This is a genomic window from Ferruginibacter yonginensis, assembly GCF_042651465.1.
Lineage (GTDB): Bacteria > Bacteroidota > Bacteroidia > Chitinophagales > Chitinophagaceae > Ferruginibacter > Ferruginibacter yonginensis.
In genome coordinates this window covers 871,491-890,963 of record NZ_JBHSCZ010000002.1, presented here as the reverse complement: position 1 = coordinate 890,963, position 19,473 = coordinate 871,491, and the positions used below count along the sequence as shown (strand labels likewise).

Below are 19,473 nucleotides of genomic sequence, written 5' to 3'. Positions count from 1 at the left end.
ACTTATAAATCTTTTACAGCTTGTTTAAATTGTTGACCTCTATCTTCATAATTTTTAAATAAATCAAAACTTGCACAAGCAGGGCTCAATAAAACAACGTCACCTTTTTCAGCAAAATGAAAAGCAGCTTGTACTGCATCTTTTGCATTTTCTGTATTAACCATTAGTGAAACGATATCACCAAAAGTTTCATGAATTTTTCTATTATCTAATCCCATACAAACAATGGCTTTTACTTTTTCTTGTACCAATTCTTTGAGTGCAGTGTAGTCGTTTCCTTTATCTACTCCTCCTAAAATTAAAATCACTGGTTTTTGCATGGTTTCTAAAGCATACCAAGTACTGTTAACGTTAGTGGCTTTACTATCATTAACAAACTCAACACCTTTAATTACAGCCACAGACTCCATGCGATGCTCTAAACTTTCAAAAGTTTGCAAGGCTTCTCTAATTTTTTCTTTACGTATACCTACGGCTGTACCTGCCATGCTAGCTGCCATGCTGTTATATTGATTGTGTTTTCCTTTAATTGCAAAATCTTCAACGCTCATTTGCATATCTTCTCCTTTCCATTTCAAATGCATTTGTGCGTTTGTGAGGTATGCCCCTTCTGGTAATTCTTTGCTCATGGTAATAGGTGCTTTAATTGATCTAATGTTAAATTTTGTTAAGTTATGTTGGATAGTAGGGTCATCAATATTATAAATGAACACATCATCTGCTGTTTGATTTGCTACTATGTTGAATTTGCTTTTTATATAATTATTTATATTGTATTCATACCTATCTAAATGATCTTCTGTGATATTGGTTATTACTGCAACATCAGGTTTAAATGTTGAAATATCATCTAACTGAAAAGAACTTACTTCAATTACATACAATGCTTTCGGCGCTTCAGCCACTTGACGAGCAAATGAATAGCCGATATTACCCACTAATGCACAATCAGCCCCACCAGTTTTACAAATATGATAGGTTAATGCGGTAGTAGTGGTTTTGCCGTTACTACCAGTAATTGCAATAATTTTACTATCTCCTTTATAACGAAATGCAAATTCAATTTCACTCACTACCTCAATGCCTTGTTGTCGAATTTTTTGTACCAAGGCGTTTTTATCAGGTATGCCAGGACTCTTCATCACAATATTTGCAGAAAGCACTTTTGCTTCGTTGTGTGAACCTTCTTCAAAATCAATTTGATGTTGTACCAAATCATTTTTGTAATTAGGTTTAATAGCACCTCCATCACTTACAAAAACTTCAAACCCTTGTTGCTTAGCAAGTATAGCCGTGCCAATACCACTTTCGCCAGCACCTAATATGACCATTAACTTTTCCAACACAATTCGTTTATCTTAATTTTAATGTTATGATGGCAACCGCCACACATAGTATGGTTAATATCCAAAACCTTACTGCAATTTTACTTTCATGATAACCTAACTTTTGGTAATGATGATGTAAGGGGCTCATTAAGAAAACCCTTCGCCCTTCTCCATATTTCTTTTTTGTGTATTTGAAATAACTTACCTGTATCATTACGCTGCACAATTCAACAAAAAATGCCAAACAAAAAATAGGTATCAATAATTCTTTACGAACTATAATAGCTAGTGCAGCAATGATGCCGCCCAAAGCTAAACTACCGGTATCACCCATGAAAACCTGCGCTGGATATGAGTTATACCATAAAAACCCAACGCATGCCCCTACAAAAGCTGCAATAAAAATAGAGAGCTCACCCAAATTTGGTATGTACATAATGTTGAGATACTCTGCAAATTTTACATTGCCACTTACATAAGCAAAAATGCCTAAGCAAATTCCAATAATGGCACTAATACCTGTTGCCAAACCATCTAAACCATCGGTTATATTAGCAGCGTTAGATACTGCTGTAACAATAAATATTACAATGCCGATGTAAACGATATACGTATAATCTTCTAAACTCTTCGGCAATAGCTTGGCGTAGTTAAACTCATGATTTTTTACAAACGGTATAGTTGTAATGGGGGTTTTTACTGATACAAAGCGATGTTGTTTACCATCTATCATCAAAGTATCTTCATTCAACTTTTTTTCGCCTCTTTGTAGATAGGCTGTAGCATCAGTATTTACAACTTCTCTTTTTACAGTCACACTTGGGCTAAAATAAAGCGTTACGCCAATGATAATACCAATACCAACCTGACCAAAAATTTTAAACCTACCTGCTAAACCATCACTATCACTTTTTTTATAATCAACGCCTTTTTGTTTTGCAAGACGTTTACTTTTTATTTTTAAATAATCATCAATAAAACCAATAGCACCCAACCAAACCGTACATAGCAACATAAGGCGTATGTAAACTTTATCGAGATTAGCTAATAAGATCGTAGGAATAATAATGGCTAAAATGATGATGATACCACCCATTGTTGGTGTACCTTTTTTTTGTTGTTCGCCTGCAAGCCCCAAATCACGAACGGTTTCACCTACTTGTTTGTTTAATAAAATTTGAATTAGCTTTTTACCATAAACGGTAGTAATAACCAATGACAATATCAATGCAATGATTACACGAACACTAATGAACTGAAATAGTCCACTCCCCGGGAAACTATTTCCTGTCCAGTGATTTGTGAGCCAATCGAATAAGTGATAAAGCATTGTTTAAATTTTGTTGTTATTTTAATTCGTTTTTTGTTGGTTATTTTTCTAGCAAATCAAACAAATCAAGCAGTACTTGTTTATCATCAAAGTCGTGTTTAACACCATTTATTTCTTGGTACTTTTCGTGTCCTTTTCCTGCAATCAATACAATATCATCAGCAGTTGCAAAGCTGATGGCCGTTTTAATCGCTTCATATCTATCTGCTATTGAAATTGTTTTTCTACGAGCCACTACATTAACACCAGCTTCCATATCTTTCAAAATATCAGCAGGGTTTTCAGTACGTGGGTTATCTGATGTAAGAATTACTTTATCGCTGTACTCACAAGCAACCTGTGCCATAATAGGGCGTTTGGCTTTATCTCTATTACCACCACAGCCCACTACCGTTATTACTTTTTCGTGCCCACGTTTTAAATTTTTGATGGTGGCCAACACATTCAACAGCGCATCTGGCGTATGTGCATAATCAACAATACCTATTATACTTTCTGTTTTACTCACACTGTATTCAAACCTACCTTCGGCTCCTTCAATACTACTGAGTGCTATTAAAAGTTCATCTTTAGCAATTCCCAAACAAATACCAGCACCATATACTGCTAATAAATTATACGCATTAAAACCACCTATTAATTTAAAATGAACATCAACATCATTTACCAACATGTGTAGCCCTGCAAGACTATTATCTAAAATTTTTCCTTTAAAATCAGCTAGGGTTTTTAAACTGTAATAATATTTTTTGGCAGCTGTATTTTGTAACATTACAGTACCACGTTTATCATCAGCATTACTGATGGCAAAAGCAGTTGCAGGCAAACCATCAAACCAAGATTTTTTTACTCGGATGTACTCATCGAAAGTTTTATGATAATCTAAATGATCATGTGTAATGTTTGTAAACAAAGCACCTGTAAACTGTAAACCTGCAATGCGTTGTTGATGAATGGCATGACTGCTACTTTCCATAAATACATATTCACAATGAGCAGTTGCCATTTGGTGCAACAATTTATTAAGACTGATAGCATCTGGCGTAGTATGTGTTGCAGTAAAAACTTTACCAGCAATTCTATTTTCAACCGTACTTACTAAGCCACATACATAGCCAAGTTTGGTAAATAAATTATACAGCATTGTAGCAACTGTAGTTTTACCGTTTGTACCTGTAACACCTACTAATTTAAATTGTGCCGATGGTTCATTATAAAAATGATGTGCCATTATACCTGCTGCAACACCTGTATTATCAACAGTTACATAAGTTATACCATCATGTAACATTGTTGGTAATTGTTCTACAATTATAGCAATAGCTCCATTTTTTATAGCCGTTTCAATAAAATCATGTCCATCAACCACAACACCTTTTATTGCAATGAAACAACTGTTAGACATTACTGAACGGGAGTCGATGTGTAACGAATTTACCGCTACATCAGTACTACCCTGTACCGCTTTAATACCAACTTTATATAATAATTGTTGCAACATTAATTTAAAAACAGTGTTATTTTTTGACCTTTAATAAAATTGCTACCTGCCAATACATCTTGACTTATTACTTTCCCTTTTCCTTGAAAAGCTATTTTTAAACCTTTGTTTTCTAATACATACACCGCATCTTTCAACCCCATACCTACAACACTTGGCATTATATTAGTATTTGATTGTGGTATTGCTGTAGTTGATAATGTTGCTGTATTTTGCGCTAGCTGTACATTACGCCAAGTACCATTGGTTGCTTGATCTGCCATTGGTATACGCATATATGAAAAAATAGTGTTTACATCATTTTTTAAACCAATAGCGTTGTTTACCAATGTATCTTTTGAAATAGCAGCATTAAACGTGGGAGAAGTTAAATAACGTGTATACAACTTATCGCTAATTTGTTTAAATACCGCACCTGATACGGCTGCCCCATACACTAGCTTTGACTCCCTACTATTTTGTATTACCACTGCAATAGTATACCTCGGTGCTTCTGCAGGAAAATACCCAATAAAAGAAGCTTGATAAATTTTAGCTCCTTTGTTATAACCTTTATTATCTAAAGCTGTAACTGCTGTACCTGTTTTGCCAGCAATTTTGTATACACTATCTTTTATAGCATGAGCCGTACCATGCACACTTTCCACTACTTCTAACATGGCTTCTTTTAACATGGCAACTGTTTGTGGGCTACAAATTTGTGCATCTAACACCTGCGGCTCAAATTTTTGAATGGTAACACCATAGTCACGAATTTCATTAACTAAATAAGGCCGCATCATTTTACCATTGTTAGCCACAGCATTGTATAGCGTAAGCATATTTAATGGCGTAACCAACTCTTCATACCCATGGGCCATGTATGGTATAGTGGTACCGCTCCACGATTTTGATGTAAGTTTTTTTATTAATGGAAAACCTGATGATGCAATAATTTCAACACCTGTTAAAGTATCTAAACGCATTTTGTGTAAATGATCTAAAAACTTTTGTGGCTGTGCACCGTAATATTGGCTAGCTAATTTTGCAAAGGCCACATTGCTACTTGCTGCAAAAGCTTCTTTAACGGTGGTTTCGTATGTACCCAAGTGAGAATCTTTGATGCGTAAACCCGAAAAAGATTTTATTCCGCCTTCGCAATTAACAATCGTATTTAAGTCAACATACTTATCTTCCATTAAGCTCATTAGGGTAGCTAATTTAAAAACAGAGCCTGGTTCAGTTTTTTTACCGATGCCATAATTCAGGTCTTCTAAATAAGTGCCATCAGGCTGTTTACCTAAGTTAGCAATAGCTTTAATTTTACCTGTTGCAGTTTCCATTACTATGGCAGTTCCATGTACAGAATTGTTACCCACCATCATATTCATGAGGGCATTTTCAGTAACATCTTGAATGTATGTATCTAAAGTGGTAACAATATCTTTACCATTAACAGGATCAAGCTCTGCACCCTCAACAGGCATGTAGGTACCTGCAGCATAACGCATTAAACGTTGGCCTGTAGTGCCTCTTAACAAACTATCGTACGTTAACTCTAAACCAACGTTTTTAGTAACATCTTGCCTTGATAAACCAATGGTTCTGTTGGCCAATAAAACATATGGGTTTATTCGTTTATCTTTTGACTCGATGATAAAACCACTTTTGTTACGACCTAAACGCACCAAAGGAAAATTGCGTAATTGCAAATATTGATCGAAGGTCATTTTCTTTTTAAGAATAAAATATCGATCTGATTCTTTATAGGCTTGTTGCAACAATTTTTTGTATTCTGATGATGTTTTGTCTGCAAATAAATTCGCCAAACAAATACTTAACGAGTCAACATTATCTTTAAAACGTTTGCCTTGTTTTTCTCTTAAACCATCTGCTGCAAAATCAACAAACACATCAAAAATAGGAATTGATGTACTGAGCATATTACCATCTTCACTATAAATAGAGCCTCTTTCAGCCAATATAGGTTGGTATTTTAAATGCAAGCTATCGCCCATACCAATCCAAAATTTACCTTCTGCTCTTTGAATATAAATGGCCCTACCTAACACAAAAACGCAAAGCACTACTATGCACAAAAAGCACAAGTACACTCTCCATAATATGTCTTTTTTTATATCCACTATTTATATTTCTACTTTTTTGTTGTGTCAATTTTTTGATATGCAGTATCGCCTAACAACATGGGCGGCACTTTGGGCTCTTTTAAACCCAATGGTTCAACTGCTTTTACTAATTCTGATGCTTTACTTCTAAATATTAAATCGCTTTTTATGGTTTTGTATTCATACTCCAACTCCTTAATATTTTTTTCTGTAACAGCAATTTTTCTTACCAACTTATCGGCATGGTGACCGTTGTATATGTATAACACAGCCAACACTGCTAAAAAAAGAAAGAAAGGAATGTTTTTAACTATACGGTTATAGCTAAACACTTTTTTCCAATCTGCCTTTGGCAATTTTGTTGACGTTTGTGTTTTTTCTGCCATACTATTTTTTTTGTGCAATACGCAATTTTGCACTCCTGCTTCTGCTATTTAGTTTTTGCTCTGTTGCTGATGGTATCATTGGCTTTTTTGTAATTACAGTAAATACATTTTCAGCTTTACGACCAAAAACATCATCATCATCTTGCTCATGAACATAACCTGTTTTCATAAAATTTTTCACCATTCTATCTTCTAGCGAATGAAAAGTAATGACAGCTAAACGTCCGTTAGATGCCAACACATCTTTGGTTTGTTCCAACATTTCTTCTAACACCAACATTTCATCATTTACTTGAATACGCAATGCTTGAAACACTTGTGCCCAATACTTGTTTGGGTTGCCTTTAACAATAGCACTAATAGCTTGTTTAAAAGCATTGGTGGTCGTAAATGGTTTAATAATACGTTGTTCAACAATGGTTTTAGCTAAGGTTTTTGCATTGGTTACTTCGCCATACTTTTCAAACATTTTATGTAACTGTTGCTCTGTAAATGTGTTTAAAATGGAGGCAGCTGTTATGGTTTGCCTACTATCCATCCTCATATCTAAATCAGCATCAAACCTTGTAGAGAAACCTCTTTCAGCAGTATCAAATTGATGACTCGATACACCCAAATCAGCCAAAATACCATCTACCTTATCAGCTTTGTGCAATCGTAAAAAACGTTTTAGGTATCTAAAATTTTGCGGCACAAATACAATTCGGTTTTCGCCTGCTGGTATATTTTTTTTAGCTGCTTCATCTTGATCAAAAACAATTAACCTACCGCTGCTGTTGAGTTGTTGTAAAATAGCCATGCTGTGTCCGCCGCCACCAAAAGTGCAATCAACATACACACCACTCGGTTGTATATTTAATGCAGCAACCGCCTCATGTAGCATCACGGGAATGTGATAGGCCGCATTTGCCACAGGCGTATTATTTTGGGTTGCTTCATTATGTGTAACTGCCATCTTTTCAACTTTAATTGTTCAGCTAAATCGTATTTATTAACCATTTGATGATGGTGGATTCATTACTTCATTAGCTATTTTACTAAAAGCCTCATCTGTTACCGAATCAAAGAACTGATCATATAATTTTTTATCCCAGATCTCAATTTTGTTTAAAGCAGAAACCAGCACAATATCTTTTGCAAGCGAAGCATACCCTACTAAATTTTTGGGAAGCAGTAACCTACCAGCACTATCCATTTCAATGGGTGAAGCACCGTTTAAGAAGTAACGACGAAATGCCCTAACGTTGGGGTCAAAATCATTTAACGTACTTATTTTTGCAAATATGGGTTCCCAGCTTTGTACCGGGTAAAGGGTTAAACATTTTTCAAATCCTCTATTTATAACGAACTGAGCCCCATCACCATTCGGCAGCTGTTTTTTAAACGCTGCTGGCAAAAGGAAACGTCCCTTTGCATCGATGGTAGATTCATATTCGCCTAAAAAGCTGATCATTGTACTGAAAAATGTTATTTATTGCTATTAATCTACACAAAATAACACTTTTTCCCACTTACGAACACTTTTTAGGAAAAACATATTTTTCCACAGTACCTAAATGCAGTACTGCAGTGGTTTTAAACCCCATTTTTGGGGATAAACCTTTGCGTTTAATGTGAATTACTGTGGATATACTGTGAATAGCTAAAAAATGTAGTTATTTAGCTAAAGGAAAAGTGATGGTGAAAGTGCTGCCTTTTCCTATAATACTCTCGGCTTTTATGGTACCCTTATGTGCTTCAACCATTGATTTTACATAACTTAAACCTAAGCCAAAACCCTTTACATTGTGTACATTACCGGTATGTGCCCTATAAAATTTTTCAAAAATTCGAGACAAGGTTTCTTTATTCATACCAATGCCATTGTCTTCAATTTTAATTCGAAGTTGGTTATTAACGTTAAGTGTGGTTAATTTTATAACAGGGTTTTCTTTTGAATATTTTAGGGCATTATCTAATAAGTTATTGACAAAGTTGGTAAAATGAACATCATCAGCCAAAATCACATCTTTTGTTGCCTCATAATTTATTATCAATTCACCGCCTTTTTCGCTAACGGGCAACGAAATATTATTTACGGCGTTTGTTATTAAATCAGTAGCCGCTAATTTTTTGAGGTTTAATTGTATCTCTTGCTTATCTAACAACGCAGCTTGTAAAATAGTTTCTACTTGCTTGTTCATGCGTTTGTTTTCTTCTTTAATAATGCCAGTAAAGTAGGCTGTTTTTTCTTTATTGCCTACAACCTTTTCGTTTTTTAAAGCATCAACCGCCAATGAAATAGTGGCTAGTGGTGTTTTAAACTCATGGGTCATGTTATTGATGAAATCTGATTTTATTTCACTCAATTTTTTCTGATTAAATAATGTACGCAAGGTTACATAAAAAGCAATAATGATAATGGTTGTAAACACTAAAGCACCTATAATGAACCAAATTAATTGCTTAAAAATAATAGCTTTTTGGTGTGGTACTACCACTACTAAAAACTCCTGTGGTACTAAGTTTTCCATATTTGAGCCTGTAAATGGCTCCAACATAACGGTATGATTAAGATTCCCAGCTGAATCGGCATATTGCTTAAAAAAGTTTTCTGATTCTACCTGGTCGCCTGTTAAAGTACCCTCAGTAACCGCAAATTCAAAAGGAGTATTTTTTATATTATTTTTTGCTAATTCATCTTTAATGATTTTAGCAATTTCATCTTTACTAAAACGCTGTACAACAGTATGCTTTCTAAAATCAAACCGTAAACGTTCGTTGGTAATAAGCAGGTCTGATTTTCGTGGAAATAACAAGGCGGGCTTTTCTTCCATAAGCCTCACTCCTGCTGAACCTGCTGCTTTTATAACATTATCTTCCAGTACTCTTTCCTTATAATCCCTTACACTATCAAGCCACAAAAGTTGAAAAAATATTAATCCAACTAGGCTGATAGAAATAAGTATGGTAATGATGGGGAAAGTTTTTTTCATGGAAACCTTTTCGTTAACAAATAATGTTACAAATGTAGTGTTTATGCGGTTTTTTAAATAGTTAATAATAAACAAAAAATGCGAAAAATTCCTAAACCTAGCGTAAACAACTTCAATGAGGCATAATTATTAAATTTTCAATTGCATATAATTTCATTAATTTGTAATCATGTCAACAATATACACAGGCCAATTATTGATTGCTGAACCATTTTTAAAAGATCCAAGCTTTGAACGGAGTGTAGTACTCATTTGCAGGCATGATGATGTTGATGGCACTTTTGGTTTTACCATCAATAAATTTATAGATGTTACGGTAGATGAAGTGATTGATGACATGAATGGTTGGCCATTACCGTTGTTTTTAGGTGGGCCCGTTGAGCACCAAAAATTACATTTTATTCACCAGTATCCTGATTTAATACCAGATGCTGTAAAAGTAGCAGATGGTATTTATTGGGGCGGCGATTTTGAAATTTTAAAATCACTAATTTTTAATGGCACTATTACTTCAGAAAAAATTAAATTCTTTTTGGGGTATAGTGGTTGGGATGCTCAACAACTACAAGATGAAATAGCAGAAGGTGCTTGGTTTACCACAGCAGCTACAACGGCCCTCATTTTTAATACTCCAGCACCACAGGTTTGGGCTTCAAGTTTGCAAAGTATGGGTGGTAAATATGCGATGATGGTACATTTACCAACAGACCCACAATTAAATTAAACGTTAACGCATTGCTGTACAAATTACTTCATTTTCCTGCACGATTAGCCTTTACCATTTGGTGCAGACATATTAAAATTAACCAACCAGCTATTGTAAAAATTAAGGGCCCTGTATTACTTGCTGCCAACCACCCCAATTCATTTTTAGATGCTATTATGTTGTGCAGCATTTTTAAACAACCTATTTATTCTTTAGCAAGAGGCGATGCATTTAAAGGGAAGTTGATCAATCATATTTTAAGATCATTAAAAATGTTTCCTGTATATCGTTTGAGTGAAGGCGCACATAACCTCGACGAAAATTATAAAACATTTGATGAGTGCATAGAAGTATTTAAGCAAAACCACATTGTATTAATTTTTAGTGAGGGTCGTTGTATTAACGAATGGCATTTACGTCCTTTAAAAAAAGGCACAGCAAGACTTGCATTAAGTGCATGGCAACAAAATATACCGTTGCAGGTTATACCAATTGGTATTAATTATTCATCATTCACATCATTTGGAAAAAACGTTGAACTAAATATTGGAAGCCCCATTACACATCAACAAATTGAGCACAACAATGCAGTAGGCACCCAAATTCAAACTTTTAACCAACAATTACAACAACAATTACAACAGCTAGTTTTTGAAAGTAAGCCAGTAAATAAAAAAATAGTACAACAATATTTTAGGGTAGAAATATCGTCAATAAAAAAAACATTACTGGTAATACCTGCAACACTTGGGTATATTTTACATGCACCATTATATATACCTATACAAAAATTTGCTTTTAAAAAATTTGGCAAAATTGATCATTATGATTCCGTTATGGTAGGGCTACTTTTTTTAACGTATCCTATATATGTGTTACTTATAACTATAATAATTGCGTTTTTTATAAGTGGCTATTGGTGGTTGCTAACACCATTTATTTTATCATTTTGTGCTTATAGTTTTGTGCAGATAAAGAAACAGTTTTAATTAAATTATAATATCTAATTTTATTTTAAATTAGATACATGCTTTCGCAAGACGATCATCTTTTACTGAAAAAAATTAATACTTTTTTAACTGAAATTGGTATCAACATCACTGAAGCGGCAATTCAAGAACCTTCTTTTTTACCAGGCTTACAAATTAAAAATGGCAGCTTAATAATTGATGTAACTCAATTAAAATATATTGGTGATATTTTACATGAAGCCGGCCATATTGCCATTGTACCTTATAATGAAAGGATTCATTTAAACGAAGCTGATATTGCCTTACGACCCAACCGAGAGGCTGAGGAAATGATGACCATTGCTTGGAGTTATGCTGCCGCAACAGCTTTAGATATTGACCCTTACATTGTTTTTCATGATAATGGATATAAAGGTGGCGGATCGTATTTAGCCGATAACTTTAACCAAGGCAGGTATATTGGTGTGCCCATGTTGCAATGGAAAGGCATGGCAATTGAAAAAAGAAATGATGATAACAACGATTTACCAATTTACCCTAAAATGATACATTGGCTTCACCCTTAAAATTATACAAGCATGAGTGCTCAAATTATTCACATTCCTCAACTTTTGACGGCAAATGAATTAATTCAAATTGATGATCTTATTGCTACAGCACATTTTGTTGATGGTAAAACAACTGCAAGTAGTGCTGCAAAAGAGGTAAAAAATAATTTACAAATAACACCAAATGATACTGCATTACAACAAATTCAAAGCATCATCAATACTGCTTTACAACAAAGTCCGCTGTTTAATATTGCTGCATTACCCAAACAAATTTATCCTTTTGTAGTAAGTAAATACCAAAATAACCAATCGTATGGTTGGCATGTTGATAGCCCAATAATGGGTTCACCTGCAATACGTACTGATTTAGCCATGACCATCTTTTTGTCTGACCCAAACAGCTACCAAGGCGGAAGCTTAATGATACAAAACGATCAAAATGTTGTTACACTTAAACCTGCGAAAGGCGATGCGGTGCTATACCCTTGCCAATTTTTACATTGTGTTGAACCTATAACCGCTGGTGAACGTTTAGCAGCAGTGAGCTGGATACAAAGCAATGTAAAAGATTCGGCACAAAGACAAATACTTTTTCAACTAAACCAAGTACATGGGGCTTTACATGAGCAAGCGCCACATGCACCTGCCACTAATTTACTGTTACAAACACATAGCAATTTATTTAGAATGTGGGCCGATGTTTAATTTTTGTTGAAGGGCTTTTTCCATGTCATCTGCTAATTGATGACCTATTGGGGTTTGCTGTAGTCGTAAATTTTTAATAATTTCTAATTGTGCTGCAACATCAAATTTTTCTGGAGTAGCTGATTCTTTTATTTGTAAATATTGAGGTGTAGTAAAAAGTTGTTGTACCCATTCGTTGGCAAAGGCATCTATAACCAAATGAATTCTATCATCATTACCCTCATTTTTTAAAGCATGTGGCAATGTAAAATTCATATACCAACAAGAGCCAACATCAAGTTTTAATAATGTACCATCTAAATTAAAACTCACTTTATTATTGGTTTGTATAGGAATATGAAAACGTACCAAACCATCTTCTACACACAAATCTGCATCTTTGTGTTCATGTATAATGGTTCCTGCAGCTAGTTTGAGCAAACGAACTGCTAACAATTCACACTCAAAAAATGATAATACTTTTTGAATGCTTGGGCATTGCTGTAAAAAGATTGTATCAGCATATACAGGCGCTTCGTTTGGTGCAATAAAAGTATTGTTAACGTCGCCTCCAATACTTCGTAAAGGTAACGCACTCCAATTACCTGAGTAATGTTTTACTTGAAAATGGAGTTTCCAAAAGGCATCATCAAATTGTTGCAACTCATGCAATACAGGTGTTACATCAAAAAACTTATTTATTTGACAATACTTAATCATGCTTAGTAATTATATATTGATGTAATACTAGTACCTCTATTGCACTATTCATAAAAAAATGAATAATATCATGTGGTGTTTCAACTATTGGCATTCCTTTTTTGTTGAGTGAAGTATTTAATAAAACTGCAATACCTGTTGCTGTGTACCAATGTTTTAATAGACTATAATATGGCTCATTATCACTAGTTACCGTTTGTACCCTACAACTACCATCAACATGTACAATACCAGGCATTAATGCTGCAAATGATGGTTTAATTTTATCTACTAAAATCATGTATGGGCTTTCAAAGCCATCTTCAAAATATACATCTTTATAGTCATATAACACTGATGGGGCAAAGGGTCTAAAATCTTCTCTACATTTAATTGTTCCGTTTATGTATTGCTGAATATCTTTAATACGAGGGTCAGCAATAATGCTTCGTTTACCCAAGGCTCTTGGGCCAAACTCAGCACCACCTTGAAACCAAGCTATAGTTTTACCATTGAGTAAATAAGGTATTGTTGCAGTAGCCACATCATCTACTTTTTTTATTTTATAAGATGTTGGCAATAGTTTCAAAGCCTGCTCAATTTCATTATTGAAATAAGTTTTACCTAAAAATGTTGATCCATTATGCAATACTTTAGGCTTGCCTAATACTGATAACCAACCATAATAAGCACAACCAATAGCCAACCCATTATCACCTGCGGCTGGTTCTATATAAAAATTTTTATCAGGGAAATTTTTGAGTAGCTGTGCATTAGCAACAGCATTGAGGGCTACGCCACCTGCATAACAAATATTGGGAGTATTTACTAGTGGTAACCTATGTTGAAATACATATAAAATTGCTTTGGTAGCTTGTGTTTGAACCCAATAAGCAATATCAGCATAATACTGAAAATAATCATTAAAGGGCCTATCAATAGGATCCATCGGTTGGGTAAAATACTGATGCATCACTGTTTCATTTACCCAAACAGTATCATCTTTTAAAATAAATAAATCATCAGTATAAATATTTTTTCTGCCGTAAGGTGCCAAACCCATTAATTTTCCAACATCATCAAAATCACCAAAACAATAGTTACTAGCCATAGCATACAAACCGCCTATAGAATGGTTTGATGTTGGCAAATAAACTTGATGGGGTTGTTGTTTAAAATCAATGATTGAAAAATCTTTAAAAATTGGTTGCAACGTTACACCATCGTAATAATAAAAACTATCTTTTTCGCCATACAAACCTGGTTGTTGCTGCACTGTTGCAGGAATAAAAGCACCAACCAAATCATCGCTTTGATGGTAAAAGCTGCCACACCCGTCAATAATCATTACAGCACAGGTTTCAAAAGGTGATGTTCCTAATGCACTATAAGCATGTGCCAAGTGATGTGATATGGTAAAAATTGGTGGCTGTTGTGCATTGGTAAATAAACGCTTTCCCTTAAATTTATTTGGTAATATTTCGTGTTTCTCAAAATTGGCACATTGTACCACTAGGCTCACCTCATTTAATGTAATGCCTGCAGCATCCAAACAATATTGTACGGTATCATAATCATTACCGCCGTCATGTTTTATTCTAGTTAACCTTTCTTTTTCAATGGCTACTACAAGCTTACCATCTTTAAGCAAACAGGTTGAGCCATCATGACTCAACCCGGTTCCTAAAATATAAATTGGTGCATTGTTCATTATGCAACTGCTCGTTTCCAACGGTTATTCGTAGTTCCTACCATTAAGTTATCAAAATGAACCATACGCTTGTTTCCATCTTCATCAAATTCAACATCAATTTTTCCAACCACTACGCCACTATGGCCAATATGGTTTACAATAACTTCCGTTTTTTGTTTGGTTGCTAAAACATACGGGCTCACTAAGAATTCATTAGAGGCACCTCCTAAAATCACATCAATGTGACTAGTGCAATTTGCTAACGCTTCATCATTTTTTCCTTTTGGTGTATTTAGGCCAAGGTGCGATAAACATATTACTAAATTACATTGGTGGTTGCTTTTTAAATCACTAGCCAATGCATCAGCTGTTTGTAATGCAGCTTTGTATTTTACAAAACTTCTTAAACGTGGGCCAGCACTTATAATTCCTATTTTGTATTTACCTTTTTGTATTATTTTAAAAGAGGCAGTTTTTACACCTTCAACCTCATAATTACTTGCCACAACGGGTAGTTGTGTTACAACACTTTCGGTAAATGCGGTTCCTTTTTTTAACTCATTAATCCCAAAATGTACAGCATCGTATTGCAATTGCTGCATTTTTTGTACAGTTTTTAATTGATCTTTTTGGTTAGATGCTGCGGTGAAATTTCCAGCATCGAGCAACAATGTATTATCAGTTGTTCTTTTAATACGATAAATTAATTCCGCAGCCTGGTTAAAGCCACCCAAACCAGCATAAACTGAGCTATCAGCAAGTTCGCCCAAACAATTTTGAATATCAGAAGTATGTAAAATAGTTAATTTATTTTCTTGATTATTTCCAAGTGAAAAAAATGATTGCCCTTTAGCTAAAACATTTATTGGTTTTTGCGCTAAAATTGCGGCAGCAGCTAAGCCACTGTTTCTTAGAAATAAACGCCTTGATTTCATGGTTGTTAGTTTTGGTTGTAACGAAAGTTTTTAAACTTAGATACACAAATTAATACATTTTTTGAAACCAATTAAAAAAATAAAAAATTTGTTAAATTGAATTAAATTCTTAACTTCAAATTAATTTTAAAACTAATACCAAACTAACATTATGGAAGGAACTATTGCTGAAATCCGCATGTTCGCAGGAAATTTTGCACCCCGTACCTGGATATTTTGTAACGGACAAACAATGTCGATTGCACAAAATACAGCTATGTTTTCTTTATTGGGAACAACTTATGGAGGTAACGGACAAACAACATTTGGTATTCCTGATTTCAGGGGCCGTGTAGCGGTGGGAACTGGTACAGGTCCTGGTTTACCCAACATACAACTGGGTGAAATTGCAGGAACACCTACTGTAACCATCACCACAGCTCAGATGCCTGCACACAACCACCAGGTTGTAGGCAACATTACGCCACGTGCATATGCTGACCTTGGCAGTTTGGAAAGTCCTGAAAATGCTTACCCAGCAGGCTCTAGCACCAAACCTTATAATGCAACGGCAGATGTGAATATGCAGCCCATTGCCATCAACCTGCCAACTACGATTGTTGGAAATAGCCAGCCAATCAGCATTATGCAGCCTTATTTAGGTATGAATTATATTATCTGTCAGTTTGGTATTTTCCCATCGAGAGACTAATATTCCCTTTTATTAACAATTAAAACATTAATATATATGGAAGGAACATTGGCGGAAATCCGCATGTTTGCAGGTAATTTTAATCCCCGAGGTTGGTTGTTTTGTAATGGAGCTCTTTTATCGATAGCTCAAAATACTGCATTATTTTCTCTTTTGGGTACTACGTACGGAGGTAATGGACAGGTTACTTTTGCAGTTCCCGATTTTAGAGGAAGGGTGGCGGTTGGTGCCCAGTTTAGCCAAGGGCCGGGGTTACCTGCTTATCAATTGGGCGAAATGGGAGGTATCAACAACATTACATTGCTCTCAATCAATTTGCCTGCGCACAATCACCAAGTAACAGGCAATATTACACCAAGAACATTTGCTGACCTCGGTAACCAAGAGTCACCGGAAAACAATTTTGCGGCCGGCTCTTCAACCAAGCCTTATAATGGCACAGCTGATGTAAATATGCAGCCAATTCCTGTTAATTTACCTACAACTATTGCAGGGAGCAATACTCCTATGAGTATCATGCAACCATATTTAGGAATGAATTATATTATATGCGCTGAGGGTATTTATCCCAGCCGTGACTAAGCAGTTGCTCACATATTTTTATCCCTCTTCTTTAAACAGAAGGGGGATATTTTTTGAAAAGCATCGTATAAACATAAAACTGCTCCAACCTGAAAGCCAATAGGGGCTTTAAATTCATATGTTTAATGTAATGACAATAAAAACTACCAACCAGTATGTTTTAAAAAATGAATTTGTATAAATTGCAAATCAAATATTAAACCGATTTTAATATATGCTACGAATAGGTATGCTCACCCCACGCTCTACCCTATACCCAACAATAAGCTTCGACATGCTCAATGGGCTGAAAGCAGGTTTTGAGCAACTTAACTTTAACGACTTTACTTTATTCACTGAAAACATCGGTTTTGGTACTGATGAATCAGAAATATATACCAAGGCCGAAAAAATGATACTTGGTGATAATGCAGATGTGGTAATAGCCTGTTGCGATAGTCGCATTGCCGCTATGCTGCAACCTTTGTTTGCAGCAGCAGGCAAGCTATTACTGGTAACCAATATGGGTGCCAACCTGCCTGAAGACTGGCAACCCCATCCTACCACTATAACCCATTCATTGAACTTTTGTTTCAATACTTCACTTACTGGAGCACTGGCAGCGACAGCCGGTACTGGAGCACTAGCTGCCTCTTATTATGATGCTGGCTATAATCAGGTGTACACTACTTTAACCAGATTTCAACAAAAAGGAGGAAGCATTTTATACAATCATGTAACCCATCTCAAAAACGAGCACTTTACCTTAGCGCCACTCCAGGCATTCATGGCCAGTGAGCAAGGTACGCCCAATTTACTTTGTCTTTTTTGTGCTGATATGGCTGAACTTTTTTATAAAGCGGTCGCTGCAATACAGTTAAGCCAAGAAGCAAACCTTTTTGTATCGCCCATGATGCTGGAAGAATCTCTTGCCAGCAATCTCAAACATCAGGTATTACTTAAAAATGTTCAAGGTTATACCCCATGGCTATCCACATTTACCAATACGAACAACCAGGCCTTTGTTGCCACTTACGAAGCTGTATATGGCAAAAGGCCCAATGTATTTGCAGTGTTAGGTTGGGATACTGCCCTATTGTTGGATCGTTTTAATAAAGAATTGGCAATACATAAAAATACTGCCGCAGCAATCAAAGCCATGGGTGAAGCACCACCATTACCTAGTCCACGTGGCTGGATTAAGTTGGATCCCCTTACCAATCATATTTATGGGCCTGCCAATTTGGTAAAGGCCAGCAACTACTTCGATCTAACCATTGATGAAAATAGCAACTTAGAAATAGATGATGAGTGGCAGCGCTTTAAGGAGGAAGTTATGTTACCTTCCCCCGAAACATCTTCAGCATGGAGGAATACCTATCTATGTATTTAACACAATTCTTAAAACAAATATGTCAGATTTAAAAGCCATAATACTTTGTAACAACCCCCTTTCCCTGCCCGGTATTAAAGAATTTTTGTTTTATGGCAAAGTAGGAGCTTTGGTAACCACCAAAAGTAATGGTGAAATGCAGTTTTTGTTACAACAGTTAGCTGAAGGTACAGGTGTGCCTATTTTAAAAGTAGATAAAAAGAACTACATCCAAGAGATAAGTGAAGCTATTAAAGCATATAACATAAATGTAGGCTTGGTTATGACTTTTCCATTCATTTTACCCAAAAGCATCATTGAGCTGACCGAGAAGGGATTCATCAATTTCCATTATGGTCTTTTGCCACAGTGCCGAGGTCCTCAGCCAATTTTGTGGCATATTCTCAATGGTGATGCAGATGGCGGTATTACCCTACACCTGATGGATGATGGCATAGACACAGGTCCGGTTATATTGCAAGAAAAACTGCCGATTGGCCCTACAGATACTTATGGCATCCTGCAGTCTAAATTAGCACATTTGGGAGCAAAATCGGCTGCTATCCTTTTAAAGATTCTATCTTTTGGTAGCATCATACCCTCAACAGCACAGGATGAAACCAAAGCGAAATACTTTAAAAACCCAACAAGCGAAAACCTTACTATCAGTTTTAAAACCATGGACAGTCATCAAATATTACGCACTATCAATGCCTGTAATCCCTGGAACAAAGCTGCTGGTGCAAAGCTAAATAATTGGGTTTTTGGTATTACCGAAGCTGAAATTAGTAACGAAGTTGCAGATAATAATGCTAAAATTGGTAGTATTGCTGCTATTAATAAAGAACAGGGACTGCTGGTAAAAACAAAAGACGAAAAACTTCTTAAAATAAATATAGTTTATTTACAGGAAGGTTTTTTTAGCGGCGCAAGGCTGGCAGATTTCGGGATAAAACCCGGCGATTGCTTTGATTAAAACTAAAAA

At 35.4% G+C, this 19,473-nt stretch carries 19 protein-coding genes; 8 read left to right on the top strand and 11 right to left on the bottom strand.

Annotated elements, in window-relative coordinates; translation table 11 throughout:
* Positions 1–2: 2 nt before the first annotated feature.
* The 8 genes from murD to ACFOWM_RS11060 all read right to left on the bottom strand — a co-directional run bounded on the left by murD (position 3) and on the right by ACFOWM_RS11060 (position 9,625).
* Positions 3–1,346: a UDP-N-acetylmuramoyl-L-alanine--D-glutamate ligase gene (gene murD, locus ACFOWM_RS11095; protein ID WP_379709971.1), complete on the bottom strand. Its 1,344-nt coding sequence runs from the start codon at positions 1,344–1,346 to the stop codon at positions 3–5.
* Between the two features lie 7 nt (positions 1,347–1,353).
* Complete coding sequence (gene mraY / locus ACFOWM_RS11090; RefSeq protein ID WP_379709968.1) at positions 1,354–2,658, bottom strand: phospho-N-acetylmuramoyl-pentapeptide-transferase; 1,305 nt, start codon at positions 2,656–2,658, stop codon at positions 1,354–1,356.
* A gap of 40 nt (positions 2,659–2,698) precedes the next feature.
* A complete protein-coding gene (locus ACFOWM_RS11085) occupies positions 2,699–4,159 on the bottom strand; it encodes a UDP-N-acetylmuramoyl-L-alanyl-D-glutamate--2,6-diaminopimelate ligase (protein ID WP_379709965.1) in 1,461 nt (486 codons plus the stop codon).
* Complete coding sequence (locus ACFOWM_RS11080) at positions 4,159–6,282, bottom strand: penicillin-binding protein (RefSeq protein ID WP_379709963.1); 2,124 nt, start codon at positions 6,280–6,282, stop codon at positions 4,159–4,161. Before ACFOWM_RS11080 ends, ACFOWM_RS11085 begins: the two co-directional genes overlap by 1 nt.
* A gap of 11 nt (positions 6,283–6,293) precedes the next feature.
* A complete protein-coding gene (locus ACFOWM_RS11075; RefSeq protein WP_379709961.1) occupies positions 6,294–6,650 on the bottom strand; it encodes an FtsL-like putative cell division protein in 357 nt (118 codons plus the stop codon).
* Position 6,651: 1 nt separating this feature from the next.
* On the bottom strand, positions 6,652–7,605 hold the full coding sequence (gene rsmH / locus ACFOWM_RS11070; protein ID WP_379709958.1) for a 16S rRNA (cytosine(1402)-N(4))-methyltransferase RsmH: 954 nt from the start codon (positions 7,603–7,605) through the stop codon (positions 6,652–6,654).
* A 36-nt stretch (positions 7,606–7,641) separates the two neighbouring features.
* Positions 7,642–8,103, bottom strand: coding sequence for a division/cell wall cluster transcriptional repressor MraZ (gene mraZ / locus ACFOWM_RS11065; RefSeq protein WP_379709956.1), 462 nt, complete (start codon positions 8,101–8,103; stop codon positions 7,642–7,644).
* 202 nt (positions 8,104–8,305) lie between these two features.
* Complete coding sequence (locus tag ACFOWM_RS11060; RefSeq protein ID WP_379709954.1) at positions 8,306–9,625, bottom strand: sensor histidine kinase; 1,320 nt, start codon at positions 9,623–9,625, stop codon at positions 8,306–8,308.
* Positions 9,626–9,794: 169 nt separating this feature from the next.
* Between ACFOWM_RS11060 and ACFOWM_RS11055 the strand changes: the two genes are divergently transcribed.
* Genes ACFOWM_RS11055 through ACFOWM_RS11040 form a run of 4 tightly spaced genes read left to right on the top strand, consistent with a single transcriptional unit; the run spans position 9,795 to position 12,558 of the window.
* On the top strand, positions 9,795–10,349 hold the full coding sequence (locus ACFOWM_RS11055; protein WP_379709952.1) for a YqgE/AlgH family protein: 555 nt from the start codon (positions 9,795–9,797) through the stop codon (positions 10,347–10,349).
* A gap of 11 nt (positions 10,350–10,360) precedes the next feature.
* The gene (locus ACFOWM_RS11050; protein WP_379709949.1) at positions 10,361–11,320 is read left to right on the top strand and encodes a 1-acyl-sn-glycerol-3-phosphate acyltransferase; all 960 of its coding nucleotides are present in this window, start codon (positions 10,361–10,363) and stop codon (positions 11,318–11,320) included.
* Between the two features lie 38 nt (positions 11,321–11,358).
* Positions 11,359–11,868, top strand: a complete 510-nt coding sequence (locus tag ACFOWM_RS11045) for a hypothetical protein (RefSeq protein ID WP_379709946.1) — start codon at positions 11,359–11,361, stop codon at positions 11,866–11,868.
* Between the two features lie 12 nt (positions 11,869–11,880).
* Positions 11,881–12,558 carry a Fe2+-dependent dioxygenase gene (locus tag ACFOWM_RS11040; protein ID WP_379709943.1) on the top strand — a complete coding sequence of 226 codons (678 nt, stop codon included), beginning with the start codon at positions 11,881–11,883 and terminating at the stop codon, positions 12,556–12,558.
* Here ACFOWM_RS11040 and ACFOWM_RS11035 read toward each other — a convergent pair.
* From ACFOWM_RS11035 to ACFOWM_RS11025, 3 genes are read right to left on the bottom strand one after another with little or no spacing between them, the layout of a single operon-like run.
* Positions 12,532–13,257: an aspartyl/asparaginyl beta-hydroxylase domain-containing protein gene (locus ACFOWM_RS11035; RefSeq protein WP_379709940.1), complete on the bottom strand. Its 726-nt coding sequence runs from the start codon at positions 13,255–13,257 to the stop codon at positions 12,532–12,534. The two genes, ACFOWM_RS11040 and ACFOWM_RS11035, sit on opposite strands and share 27 nt — an antisense overlap.
* On the bottom strand, positions 13,250–14,947 hold the full coding sequence (locus ACFOWM_RS11030) for a carbamoyltransferase family protein (protein WP_379709938.1): 1,698 nt from the start codon (positions 14,945–14,947) through the stop codon (positions 13,250–13,252). The genes ACFOWM_RS11035 and ACFOWM_RS11030 overlap by 8 nt, the downstream gene beginning before the upstream one ends.
* The gene (locus ACFOWM_RS11025) at positions 14,947–15,864 is read right to left on the bottom strand and encodes a hypothetical protein (RefSeq protein WP_379709936.1); all 918 of its coding nucleotides are present in this window, start codon (positions 15,862–15,864) and stop codon (positions 14,947–14,949) included. Before ACFOWM_RS11025 ends, ACFOWM_RS11030 begins: the two co-directional genes overlap by 1 nt.
* Positions 15,865–16,015: 151 nt before the next feature.
* On the opposite strand from ACFOWM_RS11025, the gene ACFOWM_RS11020 reads away from it, so the two are divergent.
* From ACFOWM_RS11020 to ACFOWM_RS11005, 4 genes are all read left to right on the top strand, one after another.
* Entirely contained in the window at positions 16,016–16,555 is a 540-nt protein-coding gene (locus ACFOWM_RS11020) for a phage tail protein (RefSeq protein ID WP_379709934.1), read from the top strand.
* A 36-nt stretch (positions 16,556–16,591) separates the two neighbouring features.
* A complete protein-coding gene (locus tag ACFOWM_RS11015) occupies positions 16,592–17,137 on the top strand; it encodes a phage tail protein (RefSeq protein ID WP_379709932.1) in 546 nt (181 codons plus the stop codon).
* A 214-nt stretch (positions 17,138–17,351) separates the two neighbouring features.
* Entirely contained in the window at positions 17,352–18,509 is a 1,158-nt protein-coding gene (locus tag ACFOWM_RS11010) for an ABC transporter substrate-binding protein (RefSeq protein ID WP_379709930.1), read from the top strand.
* 19 nt (positions 18,510–18,528) lie between these two features.
* The gene (locus ACFOWM_RS11005) at positions 18,529–19,464 is read left to right on the top strand and encodes a methionyl-tRNA formyltransferase (RefSeq protein ID WP_379709927.1); all 936 of its coding nucleotides are present in this window, start codon (positions 18,529–18,531) and stop codon (positions 19,462–19,464) included.
* Positions 19,465–19,473 lie beyond the last annotated feature (9 nt).

Coding starts and splice junctions, on each gene's coding strand:
- mraY (WP_379709968.1), bottom strand. CDS start 2,658: ATGCTTTATCACTTATTCGATTGGCTCACAAATCACTGGACAGGAAAT.
- ACFOWM_RS11085 (WP_379709965.1), bottom strand. CDS start 4,159: ATGTTGCAACAATTATTATATAAAGTTGGTATTAAAGCGGTACAGGGT.
- ACFOWM_RS11075 (WP_379709961.1), bottom strand. CDS start 6,650: ATGGCAGAAAAAACACAAACGTCAACAAAATTGCCAAAGGCAGATTGG.
- rsmH (WP_379709958.1), bottom strand. CDS start 7,605: ATGGCAGTTACACATAATGAAGCAACCCAAAATAATACGCCTGTGGCA.
- mraZ (WP_379709956.1), bottom strand. CDS start 8,103: ATGATCAGCTTTTTAGGCGAATATGAATCTACCATCGATGCAAAGGGA.
- ACFOWM_RS11060 (WP_379709954.1), bottom strand. CDS start 9,625: ATGAAAAAAACTTTCCCCATCATTACCATACTTATTTCTATCAGCCTA.
- ACFOWM_RS11055 (WP_379709952.1), top strand. CDS start 9,795: ATGTCAACAATATACACAGGCCAATTATTGATTGCTGAACCATTTTTA.
- ACFOWM_RS11045 (WP_379709946.1), top strand. CDS start 11,359: ATGCTTTCGCAAGACGATCATCTTTTACTGAAAAAAATTAATACTTTT.
- ACFOWM_RS11040 (WP_379709943.1), top strand. CDS start 11,881: ATGAGTGCTCAAATTATTCACATTCCTCAACTTTTGACGGCAAATGAA.
- ACFOWM_RS11035 (WP_379709940.1), bottom strand. CDS start 13,257: ATGATTAAGTATTGTCAAATAAATAAGTTTTTTGATGTAACACCTGTA.
- ACFOWM_RS11030 (WP_379709938.1), bottom strand. CDS start 14,947: ATGAACAATGCACCAATTTATATTTTAGGAACCGGGTTGAGTCATGAT.
- ACFOWM_RS11025 (WP_379709936.1), bottom strand. CDS start 15,864: ATGAAATCAAGGCGTTTATTTCTAAGAAACAGTGGCTTAGCTGCTGCC.
- ACFOWM_RS11020 (WP_379709934.1), top strand. CDS start 16,016: ATGGAAGGAACTATTGCTGAAATCCGCATGTTCGCAGGAAATTTTGCA.
- ACFOWM_RS11015 (WP_379709932.1), top strand. CDS start 16,592: ATGGAAGGAACATTGGCGGAAATCCGCATGTTTGCAGGTAATTTTAAT.
- ACFOWM_RS11010 (WP_379709930.1), top strand. CDS start 17,352: ATGCTACGAATAGGTATGCTCACCCCACGCTCTACCCTATACCCAACA.
- ACFOWM_RS11005 (WP_379709927.1), top strand. CDS start 18,529: ATGTCAGATTTAAAAGCCATAATACTTTGTAACAACCCCCTTTCCCTG.